The organism is Streptococcus pluranimalium (assembly GCF_047785705.1).
Taxonomy (GTDB): Bacteria; Bacillota; Bacilli; order Lactobacillales; family Streptococcaceae; genus Streptococcus; species Streptococcus pluranimalium_A.
In genome coordinates, this window is record NZ_JBLOJV010000003.1 from 1 (window position 1) to 12,004 (window position 12,004).

Consider the following 12,004-nt stretch of genomic DNA (forward strand, 5'->3'; position numbering starts at 1 on the left):
TGACGCCAACGTCATACCAACCAGTGGTTAACTATGCGCCAGTAGACACGCTAAGTATCAAGCACAAAGCCAAAGAGGTGACGCTACCATCAACTGGTGAAACCAATAGCAGCCTACTTGCTGCTTATGGTGCACTTGGACTGATAGCTGGTCTTGGACTAGTAGCTCGTAAAAAACGTCGTGACGACGAAGCCTAACCCCTCATTAAGTTAGCTACTTTAGCTATCCTTAGATCAACACTCAAATACTCTAAGATGTCAGCTAAACTCTAGCTTTCCATATTGAGAATAAGACCCATTCCTAATCAAACAGGAATGGGTTTTGTTGCGTTTGATTTAGTATGTTTGTCAACTGTAGTGAGTTGATGAAAAGCTAACACTGTAAGTGCCGTAAGCGCCCAATAACCAGGTATATTGAAGAACATTCCAAAGTCTGATTTGACTCTGAAATATTTTCTATTTACAGTTGTTTTGAATCGTTTTTGCCCATGGTAAATAAGCCTCTAGCACGTCCTTATTTGCGAGGATTTCCTCGTTCGGTAAGTTTTCTAGAAGATAACTCATGTATTTCTCTGGACGCAATCCATGTCGCTTGGCTGTTCCTAGTAAACTCATGATGATGGCAGTTACTTTGGCGCCTTCAAAACGTTGAGACTAGAGCATTCTCGCCTTTTTATTTTTAGGATCAGACTGAAAGAGTCCCATAACCAAAGATTTAACGGTTCGTTCAGCGAGATTGTTAGATAAAACGAGTCTACCGTCTTCCAAAACCGTTCGTAATGTTGATTCATACTTGAGACTGTAGGTAAAGGCTCAGCCTAGTTTTGAACCAGGCAAAACAACTTGGTCTCGACACCAGTCAAAGAAGTCATCCATCAAGGGGTATAACTCTGTTTGGCGTTTGTGCAGTCGTTCCTCAGTAGGCAAGCTAGCCCAATTCTTCTCCAAGGTAAACATGAGGTCACAATACCTTAATCCCTTGGCTCCTAGAGACGTCTTGTCTGCCTTCTTTGAAGCAACTCCCAAGAAAATCGACGCTTAAAGGATTGTGGCGTCTAAACATACAATTCTTATTTAAGGGGACTAGAAAGCGCTTTAAAGATAAACACCGTTACAACAAGGCGAGACTGATGTATCAAGATGAAGCTGGATTTGGACGGATCAGTAAAATAGGTAAATGCTAGGCACCAAAGGAGGATCGTCTAACGGTGCCCAGTCATCATATCAGAGAGTATCGCTATTGTTATGGGTCTGTAGATGCCCATACTGCACATCGCATAGATGACTGCGTTTTGAAGGCAACTGTCTGAGGTTTATCCTGATGACTATCTTATTTTAGTGATGGATAATGCAATCTGGCATAAGTCTAAAGCCTTAGAGATTTCTACAAATATAGCATTTGCTTTCATTCCGCCTTATCCTCCAGAGATGAACCTAATTGAGCCAGAGCCACTCTGGGCAGAAATCCAGAAACGTGGCTTTAAAAACAAGGCTTTTAAGACCTTGGAAGATGTTATTGATAAGTTACAAGAAGTCATTCAAGACTTGCATTGGTCTGTATTGAAGGCGATTCTTCATAGGCAATGGATGACAAATAGCTATTTTTGATTTTTATTGGGAGTATAAAAAATTTACCAATGGAAAAATAAAACGCTACCTCTGTTTTTTTGGCTATTGTGCACAGGGGTTTTGGAAGGTATGACCATTTGATGAAAGCGCTATTTTTGTTATACTAGAGATATCAAAAGACAAAACTCAAACAAGAGTTTAGGATTGTCATAAAGGAGAAAAAATGGTTGAATTACAGTTAAATCACATCCACAAAAAATACCCCAACACAGAGCATTATGCTGTTGAAGATTTTAATCTAGACATCAAGGATAAGGAGTTTATTGTTTTCGTTGGGCCTTCAGGTTGTGGGAAGTCCACGACGCTTCGTATGATTGCAGGTTTGGAGGATATTTCAGAAGGGGAATTGCTGATTGACGGTGAGGTGGTCAATGACAAGTCGCCTAAAGACCGTGACATTGCCATGGTTTTCCAAAACTATGCTCTCTATCCTCACATGAGCGTTTACGACAACATGGCTTTTGGCTTAAAATTACGTAAATATAAGAAAGCTGAGATTGACACACGTGTTAAAGAAGCTGCACAGATCTTAGGGTTGAGCGAGTTTTTGGATCGTAAACCAGCTGATCTTTCGGGAGGTCAACGTCAGCGTGTGGCTATGGGGCGTGCAATTGTTCGTGATGCAAAGGTTTTCCTTATGGATGAGCCCTTGTCCAACTTGGATGCTAAATTGCGAGTATCCATGCGTGCTGAAATTGCTAAAATTCATCAACGTATTGGCTCTACGACCATCTATGTTACCCATGACCAAACCGAAGCCATGACGCTTGCTGATCGTATCGTCATCATGAGTGCGACCAAAAATCCTCAAGGCAATGGAACGATTGGTAAAATTGAGCAGGTTGGAACTCCTCAAGCTCTCTATAACGCTCCTGCCAACAAGCTTGTTGCAGGTTTTATCGGAAGCCCAGCCATGAATTTCTTTACTGTAGTGGTGCATGAAGACCGCTTGGTCAATGATGATGGTCTTGATATTGCCCTTCCAGAAGGTCAGGCTAAGATTTTAAAAGACAAGGGTTACCTAGGTAAAGAAGTGATTTTTGGGATTCGACCAGAGGATATTTCAAGTAAGCAGTTGGTGCATGAGGCTTATCCAAATGCTAATGTGACAGCGACAGTCCTTGTGTCAGAGCTTCTTGGTGCAGAAACCATGCTCTATGTCAAACATGGGGAGACGGAGTTTGCTTCTCGTGTTGATGCCAGAGATTTCCACAGCCCAGGTGAGAACATTGTTCTAACGTTCAATGTGGCTAAGGGGCATTTCTTTGATAAAGATACCGAAAAAGCCATTCGCTAAGGTAAATCCCTAATAAACAAAATCTTCAGTACCAATCACTGGGGATTTTGCCATCTAACACGATGACAAAGATAGGAAGTCTTATGAAAAAACACTGGTGGCACACCGCTACAATTTATCAAATTTACCCCAAATCCTTTATGGATTCAAATGGCGACGGGATTGGTGACCTGCAAGGGATTATCGCTAAGCTGGATTACCTACAAAAACTGGGCATTTCAGCCATCTGGCTATCCCCTGTCTATCAAAGCCCTATGGATGACAATGGTTATGACATTTCAGACTATCAGGCTATTGCCGATATTTTTGGCGACATGACCGATATGGAGGAACTTCTCGCTCAAGCCAGCCAACGTGGGATTAAGATCATTATGGATTTGGTGGTCAATCATACGTCAGACGAGCATGCTTGGTTTATTGAAGCGCGACAAAACGCAGCTAGTGCCGAGAGAGATTATTATATCTGGCGTGATCAGCCTAATGACATGCTATCTACTTTTTCAGGCTCTGCTTGGGAATATGATGATCAGGTAGGGGAATACTACTTGCACTTTTTTGGCAAGAAACAACCCGACCTCAACTGGGAAAATGAAGAACTCCGTCATAAAATCTATGACATGATGAATTTCTGGATTGATAAGGGAATCGGTGGCTTTCGGATGGACGTCATTGACCTCTTAGGGAAACTGCCTGATCAGAAGATTCGTGAAAACGGACCAAAACTTCACGACTACCTAAAAGAAATGAACCAAGCCAGCTTTGGTCAGCATGATTTGTTAACCGTTGGTGAGACTTGGGGAGCGACGCCTGAGATTGCCCAGCAGTACTCTAACCCCGACCATCAGGAGTTGTCCATGGTTTTTCAGTTTGAGCATATCGGTTTGCAACACAAGCCTAATCGACCAAAGTGGGATTATGCTGATGGCTTAGATGTCCCTGCCCTCAAGCGTATTTTTAACAAATGGCAGACACAGTTGCCTTTAGGGGAAGGGTGGAATTCGCTCTTTTGGAATAACCATGACCTGCCTCGCGTTTTGTCCATTTGGGGTGATACAGGGTCTTACCGTGAAAAATCTGCCAAAGCTTTAGCCATTCTTCTACATCTGATGCGGGGAACGCCTTATATCTATCAAGGAGAGGAAATCGGCATGACCAATTACCCATTTGAGAGCCTTGAGCAGTTAGAGGATATTGAGTCCCTTAATTACGCCAAAGAAGCCTTGGCAAATGGGGAAGACATGGATGGTATCATGGACAGTATTGGTGCAGTAGGTCGTGATAATGCCAGAACGCCAATGCAGTGGACAGCTGGAAAGCAAGCAGGCTTTTCAAACTCCGATCATACATGGCTACCCGTCAATCCCAACTATACAGACATCAATGTAGCGGCTGCCTTAGAAGATCAAAACTCTATTTTCTATACTTACCAGCGATTAGTCGCTCTACGTCAGGAGTCAGGATGGCTGGTAGACGCAGACTTTGAGTTAATCGATAGTGAGGAGAAAGTCTTTGCCTATAGACGCTCTACTAAGAGTGCGTCTTATTTGGTGGTGGTGAACTTATCCGATCAGATGCAAGAGGTCAAATTAACCTGCCCAGTCAAGGAAGTGGTGATTGCCAATACCGACTTGGATCAGGTGATCGCGACTCAAACCCTAGGAGCTTGGGATGCCTTTTGCATCAGAGTGGTCTAGGCAGTCAAGGCAACTCGCTAGCTGGTTCTTCAAAAGCATCTACCTGTGACGGTTAGTGGTTGAAAAATAAGCCATCAAAACGTATAATGGGTGACAAAGAAGTAAGAGTCTGTAGTCACCGTTTGGTGCTTTCATCTAAGGCTAGTTTTTGTCAACATACCGTCCGTATGCTGATAAACGGCTTTGATTAGCGAAAAATAATCTCTTAGATCAAAGCGCTTTACTTGTGACTACAGGTTCTAAGAAGATTGGAGTTTTATGGGGATTTTAGTGTTAGGCGGAGCGGGCTATATCGGCTCTCACATGGTTGACTTTTTGATTAACAATACCGATGAGACGGTCATTGTGGTGGATAATTTGGTGACAGGACACCGTAAAGCCGTTCATCCAGCAGCTCGTTTTTATGAGGGAGATTTAGCGGATCAGGTCTTTATGCGTCGGGTTTTTAAGGAGAATCCTGAAGTCGATGCTGTGATTCATTTTGCTGCTTATTCCTTGGTTGCAGAATCCATGCGAGACCCTCTAAAATACTTTGACAACAATACTGTTGGCATGGTTAAGTTACTTGAGGTCATGAATGAAGTAGGGGTCAAGAAGATTGTGTTTTCATCTACGGCCGCCACTTATGGGATTCCAGAAGAGTTGCCAATCAAAGAAACAACACCACAGCGTCCTATCAATCCTTACGGTGAAAGCAAGCTGATGATGGAAACCATCATGAAATGGGCAGACCAAGCCTATGGCATTAAGTTTGTACCACTTCGCTATTTTAATGTTGCTGGTGATAAGCCAGATGGCTCCATTGGTGAGGATCATAGGCCAGAGACCCACCTCTTACCGATTGTTCTGCAAGTAGCGCTTGGTCAGCGAGAGAAGATTGCGATTTTTGGCAATGACTACGACACCAAAGACGGCACTAACGTTCGTGACTATGTTCACCCATTTGATCTGGCACAGGCTCATCTCCTAGCGGTAGAGTATCTGCGTCAGGGCAATGACTCGACAGCCTTTAATTTGGGCTCTTCAACAGGCTTTTCAAATCTTGAAATAGTTGAGGCAGCTAGGCGTGTGACAGGAAAAGACATTCCGCTTGAGATAGCAGATCGTCGACCAGGAGATCCAGATAGCTTGATTGCAGAATCCGCTAAAGCCCGTGAAGTTCTAGATTGGCAGCCTCAATTTGATTATATTGATAAGATTATCGAGACTGCTTGGGCTTGGCACTCGAGCCATCCAAATGGCTATGCGGAGTGATGAGGGACTTGCTAGAGCATTAGTCTTTAGTTTATGATCTGTTTAACAGACCAGTCAATTTGGTAGATTCTGGTTTTAAATGATTGAGTTGCGTTTCATTTCAGTGTACAATAAAAGAAAACATTTGTGAGGTATTTTCATGTCATCATTTGCAGCAACATTCAAACCCATTACTGCAGCCCAAGCCAAGGTAGCTATTGATAAGGACGAGAAGTTTATTCTCTTTGTTGGTCGCCCTTCCTGTCCTTACTGTCAACGTTTTGAACCCAAATTAACCCATGTCGCAAAAACCAATCAGCTAGCAATTTGTTACCTCAATTCTGAGAACTATTCAGATTTGCAGGCTATTCAAAGCCTCAGAGAGCAGTATGGTATCAAGACCGTTCCAGGTCTCCTAGTGGCTGAAAACGCTCAAGTGAGAGTGATTTGCGACTCCTCCCTATCTGAGGCGGCGATTTTAGACTTTATCAGCTAGTGTTTGATGCGACAAAAACCGACAGAGTCAGGCTTGTTTCTTGGCTTTGTTTTTACTATAATGGTAAGTAACCTATTTTTGGAGGGATAAGAATGCCAATACTTATAATGATCCTGGTGATGGCTGGGATGATGTATTTTACAAACCGTCAGCAACGAAAAGCTGCGAAAGAGCGTCAAGATCAGATCAGTTCCTTGACTAAAGGTGATGAAGTCATCACTATCGGAGGCTTGTACGGTCAGGTGGATGAGGTCAATCAAGCTGAACAAAAGATTGTTCTTGATATTGATGGGGTTTATCTCACCTTTGAACTATCAGCGATTAAGCGCGTGGTCACAAAATATGGTCATATCCCAGGAGAGAGTGGTCTTACAGATGAGTCAGCTGTTCAAGCAGATATGAGCCAAGACCCAATCATCGAATCTTAATGTCACATGAAAAGAGTCCTAGGGCTCTTTTTTGATTAACAAGAGCAAAGCTGGAGATCAAACTAGGGATGAGAGTGGGACAGAAATTGGTCATTCGTCAGAATTCGCTTTCCCTCACTCTTTTATGTCTAGGTTGGGGTTGATTAGGGCTGTAAAAGCTGCTAAAATCAGTGTACTAAAGCCCGTTCAACCACTGCGTTTTGCTCAACAAATCAAAAAAATGAGAGGTAAGGACTTTTGTCCCAGCCTCTTAGATAGAAATATTAAACGGTGAATGCAGGTTATTAGTCTAAATCATGGTGAAAAACCCTTAAAATATGGTAAAATAAGATAATTAGGCTTGAACGAGGAAAGTGAATGTTTGGATTAAAACGACAAAAAACAGGATTGATTCTTGACAAAATCCCAAAGCATATCGGGATTATCATGGATGGTAATGGCCGTTGGGCCAAAAAACGTCTGCAACCAAGGGTTATGGGACACAAGGCAGGTATGGATGCCCTGCAAAAAGTCACCATAGTGGCATCTCAATTAGGGGTAAAGGTACTGACAGTCTATGCCTTCTCAACAGAAAATTGGTCGCGTCCAGAAGACGAAGTATCCTTTATCATGACCCTTCCGGTAACCTTTTTTGACAAGTATGTCCCAGAGCTGGATCAGCACAATGTTCGTGTTCAAATGATGGGTAGTCGCCAAGGTCTGCCCAAGGAGACTTTAGCAGCTATGGACAAGGCTTTGGAGAAGACTAGGCACAATTCTGGTCTTGTCTTGAACTTTGCCCTGAATTATGGAGGTAGGGCGGAGATTGTCGAGACAGTGCGTGATTTGGCGCAAGACGTTTTGGATGCCCGCCTCAACCCAGGCGATATCACCGAGGACTTGATTTCAGGACACTTGATGACCAGTCGCCTGCCCTATCTTTATCGTGATCCTGATTTAGTGATTAGGACTAGTGGCGAATTACGTACCAGTAATTTCCTGCCTTGGCAAATGGCCTATAGTGAACTTTATTTTACAGATACGCTATGGCCTGATTTTGATGGCGATGCGCTCAAAGAAGCTATTTCAGACTATAATCGTCGCCATCGTCGATTCGGTGGTGTGTAAGCCAGAAAGGAATTGTTATGAAAAAACGTATGATTGGGGGAGCTATCGCTCTAGCACTATTTGTTCCCTTTTTGTTAATAGGTGACTTGCCTTTTCAACTGCTGATCGGTGTTTTAGCCATGCTAGCTGTGTCAGAGCTGCTTCGAATGCGACGTTTAGAAGTCTTGTCTTTTGAAGGCATCTTGACGATGTTAGCTACCTTCTCTTTAGTTGTTCCTTTGCAGCATTACCTCACCTTTTTACCCGTGGACGGTAGTTTTTCGATTTTTGGCTTGATCATGTTTTTCATTTTGGCGGGAACGGTATTTTCAAGCGACACCTATGTCTTTGATGACGCTGCCTTTCCTATCTTATCAAGTTTGTATGTTGGGATTGGCTTTCAAAACCTTGTCAATGCTCGAATGGCTGGCTTAGACAAAGTTTCCCTTGCTCTCTTTATTGTTTGGGCGACAGATACAGGTGCTTATGTGATTGGTCGTCGCATGGGTAGGCGAAAACTCCTTCCTACAGTCTCACCCAATAAAACCATTGAAGGGAGTTTAGGAGGGATTGTATCAGCTGTTGTGGTTTCCTTTGTTTTTATGCTGTTTGACAGAGATGTCTATGCCCCGCACCATTTTTTAGTGATGCTAATCTTGGTTGCCCTTTTTAGTGTTTTTGCTCAATTTGGTGATTTGGTACAAAGTGCGATTAAACGCCGCTTTGCCAGGAAAGACTCAGGGAAGCTGATTCCAGGGCATGGGGGCATTTTGGATCGTTTTGATAGTATGATTTTTGTGTTTCCAATCATGCATTTGTTTGGCTTGTTTTAGACTGAAAAGGAGTGCTTTATGCAGGGATTATTAGCCTTTATTCTTATTTTTGGTATCTTGGTTGTGGTTCATGAGTTTGGACATTTCTACTTTGCGAGAAAATCGGGTATTTTAGTGCGTGAATTCGCTATTGGGATGGGTCCTAAGCTATTTAGCTACACTGGTCAAGATGGCACGGTTTATACGATCAGAGCCTTACCGTTAGGAGGCTATGTTAGAATGGCTGGCTGGGGTGATGACAAGACCGAGATTAAGACAGGTACGCCTGTTACCCTAACCCTGACGGAAGATGGTATGGTCAAAAAGATCAATCTGTCACAAAAACAGCTTGATCAGACTAGCCTTCCCATGAATGTGACCGCCTATGATTTAGAAGATAAGCTTACGATTACAGGATTGGCTCTTGATGACACTAAGACTTATCCAGTCCATCATGACGCTACCATCATCGAAGAAGACGGGACGGAAGTGCGCATTGCTCCCTTAGATGTCCAATATCAAAATGCCCCTGTCCTAGGCCGTATGATGACCAACTTTGCAGGACCAATGAATAACTTTATTTTGGGTATCTTAGTCTTTATTGCCTTGATGTTCATCCAAGGTGGGGCACCAAATCCTGATAGTAACCAAGTTCGGGTCTCAGATGGTGGTGCCATGCAGCTAGCAGGTGTTGAAAATGGTGATCGTATTTTACAAATTGGATCCCATCATATCAACAACTGGCAAGAGTTGACCAAGGCTATTCAGCAGGAAAGTCGCTCTCTGAAAACAAATGGTCATTTGACCATCTTGGTAAAAAAGAAAGATGGTCAAGAGCGCCAATTACAGGTGACCCCAAAACAAGCTAACGGGGCCTACATCATCGGAGTGATGCCAGGTCTCAAAACAGGCTTTACGGATAAGATCGTGGGCGGTGTGAAGGAATCCTTAAAAGGAGCGACCCTTATTATCCGTACCTTGAAAAATCTTATCACCAACTTTAACTTAAACCAGCTGGGTGGCCCTGTTGCCATGTACCAAATGTCAAACCAAGCGGCAAAAAGTGGCCTTTCAGACCTCCTCTACCTCATGGCAATGCTATCCATCAACTTAGGGATTGTCAACCTCGTCCCCATCCCAGCCCTTGATGGTGGTAAAATTTTGATCAATATTATTGAAGGCATCCGTCGCAAACCGCTTAGCCAAGAAGTTGAGACCTATATTACCTTAGCTGGGGTCGGTATTATGGTTGCCTTGATGGTAGCAGTGACTTGGAATGACATCATGCGTGTCTTCTTCTAAGGCCTTAAAATGTGATTAACTTTAAACAGAAAGGAAATGTGTTCCTTTTGATTAAAAAGCGAACACGCCCGAAATGCAGATCTAAAAGATTGGTGATTCAGTTTATGACAAAACGACATCAGCATCTTTGATAGAATCGTTACGGGCTTTTATCTTAATTATGAAACAATCTAATATGCTTATTCCTACCCTTCGTGAGATGCCTAGTGATGCTCAAGTGATTAGTCATGCCTTAATGGTTCGTGCTGGTTACGTGCGTCAGGTCTCAGCTGGGATCTATGCTTATTTGCCTCTGGCTACCCGTGTGATTGAAAAATTCAAGACCATCATGCGTCAAGAATTTGACAAGATCGGAGCAGTGGAGATGCTGGCACCAGCCCTTTTGACGGCGGATCTCTGGCGTGAATCAGGTCGTTACGATACTTATGGTGAGGACCTCTACAAGCTAAAAAATCGGGATAAGTCAGACTTCATCCTAGGACCGACTCATGAAGAAACCCTAACCTACCTCGTTCGTGATGCTGTCAAATCCTACAAGCAATTACCACTCAATCTTTATCAAATCCAGTCCAAATACCGAGATGAAAAACGTCCACGTAATGGATTGTTGCGCACACGTGAGTTTATCATGAAAGATGGTTATAGTTTCCACAAAGACTATGACGACCTTGATGCCGTCTATGAGGCTTACCGTAACGCCTACGAGGCTATTTTCACACGTTCAAAACTTGATTTTAAAGCTATTATCGGTGATGGCGGAGCTATGGGAGGCAAGGATTCTCAAGAGTTCATGGCTGTAACGCCTGACCGTACTGACTTAGAGCGTTGGTTGGTCTTGGACAAGTCAATCCCATCTATAACAGACATTCCAGAAGATGTCTTAGAACAAATCAAGGACGAGTTAGCCTCATGGTTGGTATCTGGTGAGGATACCATTGCTTATTCGACAGAGTCAACCTATGCTGCCAACCTTGAGATGGCGACGGATGCTTTTGTGGCAAACTCAAAAGTTGTCTCACAAAATCCTTTGACTCAGGTTGAGACACCAAATTGTAAAACGATTGATGATGTGGCAGCTTTTCTTAATGTTCCTGAAGAAGAGACGCTTAAAACCCTTGTTTTTAAGGCTGATGGTGAGCTCGTGGCAGCCCTTCTTGTGGGCAATGATCAGGTTAATGATGTCAAGTTAAAAAATCATCTTGGTGCTGATTTCCTTGAAGCAGCTAGTGAAGAGGATGTTCGTTCAGTATTTGGAGCAGGCTTTGGCTCTCTTGGTCCTGTTAATCTTCCAGATAATGTGCGTATCATTGCCGATCGCAAAGTGCAAAATACAGCCAACCTTGTTGTTGGCGCTAATCAAGACGGTTATCACTTGACGGGTGTCAATGCGGGTCGCGACTTCCAAGCAGAATATGTCGATATTCGTGAGGTTAAAGAAGGCGAACTGTCGCCAGATGGCAAAGGCACTCTGCAATTTGCTCGTGGTATCGAGATTGGGCATATCTTTAAACTAGGAACTCGTTACTCAGATAGCATGGGGGCTCATATTCTTGATGAAAATGGCCGTTCGGTGCCGATGGTGATGGGATGCTACGGTATCGGGGTTAGCCGGATCTTATCAGCGGTTATTGAACAACATGCCCGTCTCTTTGCCAATAAAACCCCAAAAGGGGACTACCGTTTTGCTTGGGGCATTAACTTCCCTAAAGAATTGGCACCGTTTGATGTGCATTTGATTACGGTCAATACGAAAGACCAAGTTGCCAATGAATTGACGCAAAGTATTGAAACCACTTTAATGGCTAAAGGCTACGAGGTTCTAACTGATGACCGTAACGAGCGTGTGGGTTCTAAATTCTCTGATAGCGATTTGATAGGCCTTCCTATTCGCGTGACTGTTGGTAAAAAAGCAGCGGATGGCATCGTCGAGGTCACTATCAAAGCGACTGGTGATAGTATTGAGGTTCACCAAGATAACCTGATTGAAACCTTGGACATTTTGACGAAAGACAACTAAGTTGACGACAA

The 12,004-nt window shown here is 43.3% G+C and carries 12 protein-coding genes and 2 pseudogenes; 11 read left to right on the plus strand and 3 right to left on the minus strand.

Annotation, left to right across the window (positions count from 1 at the left end; all coding sequences use genetic code 11):
* Nucleotides 1-197, plus strand: a 197-nt coding sequence (locus ACMZ6Z_RS01150) for an LPXTG cell wall anchor domain-containing protein (RefSeq protein ID WP_416130829.1), incomplete at its 5' end; no start/stop codon positions are given.
* A gap of 258 nt (nt 198-455) precedes the next feature.
* Here ACMZ6Z_RS01150 and ACMZ6Z_RS01155 read toward each other — a convergent pair.
* The 3 genes and pseudogenes from ACMZ6Z_RS01155 to ACMZ6Z_RS01165 form a co-directional block, all read right to left on the minus strand.
* Nucleotides 456-614: a transposase domain-containing protein gene (locus ACMZ6Z_RS01155; RefSeq protein WP_416130830.1), complete on the minus strand. Its 159-nt coding sequence runs from the start codon at nt 612-614 to the stop codon at nt 456-458.
* Nucleotides 615-653: 39 nt separating this feature from the next.
* Nucleotides 654-800, minus strand: a pseudogene (locus tag ACMZ6Z_RS01160) (hypothetical protein); the annotation flags it as partial.
* Between the two features lie 12 nt (nt 801-812).
* Nucleotides 813-1,025 carry a hypothetical protein gene (locus ACMZ6Z_RS01165; protein ID WP_416130831.1) on the minus strand — a complete coding sequence of 71 codons (213 nt, stop codon included), beginning with the start codon at nt 1,023-1,025 and terminating at the stop codon, nt 813-815.
* Here ACMZ6Z_RS01165 and ACMZ6Z_RS01170 point away from each other — a divergent pair.
* The 10 genes and pseudogenes from ACMZ6Z_RS01170 to ACMZ6Z_RS01215 all read left to right on the plus strand — a co-directional run.
* Nucleotides 1,022-1,607, plus strand: a pseudogene (locus tag ACMZ6Z_RS01170) (transposase); the annotation flags it as partial. The gene ACMZ6Z_RS01165 and the pseudogene ACMZ6Z_RS01170 sit on opposite strands and share 4 nt — an antisense overlap.
* 184 nt (nt 1,608-1,791) lie before the next feature.
* A complete protein-coding gene (locus ACMZ6Z_RS01175) occupies nt 1,792-2,925 on the plus strand; it encodes an ABC transporter ATP-binding protein (RefSeq protein WP_416130832.1) in 1,134 nt (377 codons plus the stop codon).
* 83 nt (nt 2,926-3,008) lie between these two features.
* Entirely contained in the window at nt 3,009-4,619 is a 1,611-nt protein-coding gene (locus tag ACMZ6Z_RS01180; RefSeq protein WP_416130833.1) for an alpha-glucosidase, read from the plus strand.
* A gap of 258 nt (nt 4,620-4,877) precedes the next feature.
* Nucleotides 4,878-5,873, plus strand: coding sequence for a UDP-glucose 4-epimerase GalE (gene galE / locus ACMZ6Z_RS01185; RefSeq protein ID WP_416130834.1), 996 nt, complete (start codon nt 4,878-4,880; stop codon nt 5,871-5,873).
* Nucleotides 5,874-6,012: 139 nt separating this feature from the next.
* Complete coding sequence (gene traF, locus ACMZ6Z_RS01190) at nt 6,013-6,348, plus strand: conjugal transfer protein TraF (protein WP_416130835.1); 336 nt, start codon at nt 6,013-6,015, stop codon at nt 6,346-6,348.
* A gap of 92 nt (nt 6,349-6,440) precedes the next feature.
* Nucleotides 6,441-6,776, plus strand: a complete 336-nt coding sequence (gene yajC / locus ACMZ6Z_RS01195; RefSeq protein WP_416130836.1) for a preprotein translocase subunit YajC — start codon at nt 6,441-6,443, stop codon at nt 6,774-6,776.
* A gap of 357 nt (nt 6,777-7,133) precedes the next feature.
* Entirely contained in the window at nt 7,134-7,883 is a 750-nt protein-coding gene (locus tag ACMZ6Z_RS01200) for an isoprenyl transferase (RefSeq protein WP_416130837.1), read from the plus strand.
* 17 nt (nt 7,884-7,900) lie between these two features.
* Nucleotides 7,901-8,695 (plus strand): phosphatidate cytidylyltransferase, encoded by a 795-nt coding sequence (locus ACMZ6Z_RS01205; protein ID WP_416130838.1) that lies wholly within the window; start codon nt 7,901-7,903, stop codon nt 8,693-8,695.
* An 18-nt stretch (nt 8,696-8,713) separates the two neighbouring features.
* A complete protein-coding gene (gene rseP / locus ACMZ6Z_RS01210; RefSeq protein ID WP_416130839.1) occupies nt 8,714-9,976 on the plus strand; it encodes an RIP metalloprotease RseP in 1,263 nt (420 codons plus the stop codon).
* Between the two features lie 160 nt (nt 9,977-10,136).
* Nucleotides 10,137-11,993 carry a proline--tRNA ligase gene (locus ACMZ6Z_RS01215; RefSeq protein ID WP_416130840.1) on the plus strand — a complete coding sequence of 619 codons (1,857 nt, stop codon included), beginning with the start codon at nt 10,137-10,139 and terminating at the stop codon, nt 11,991-11,993.
* Nucleotides 11,994-12,004 lie beyond the last annotated feature (11 nt).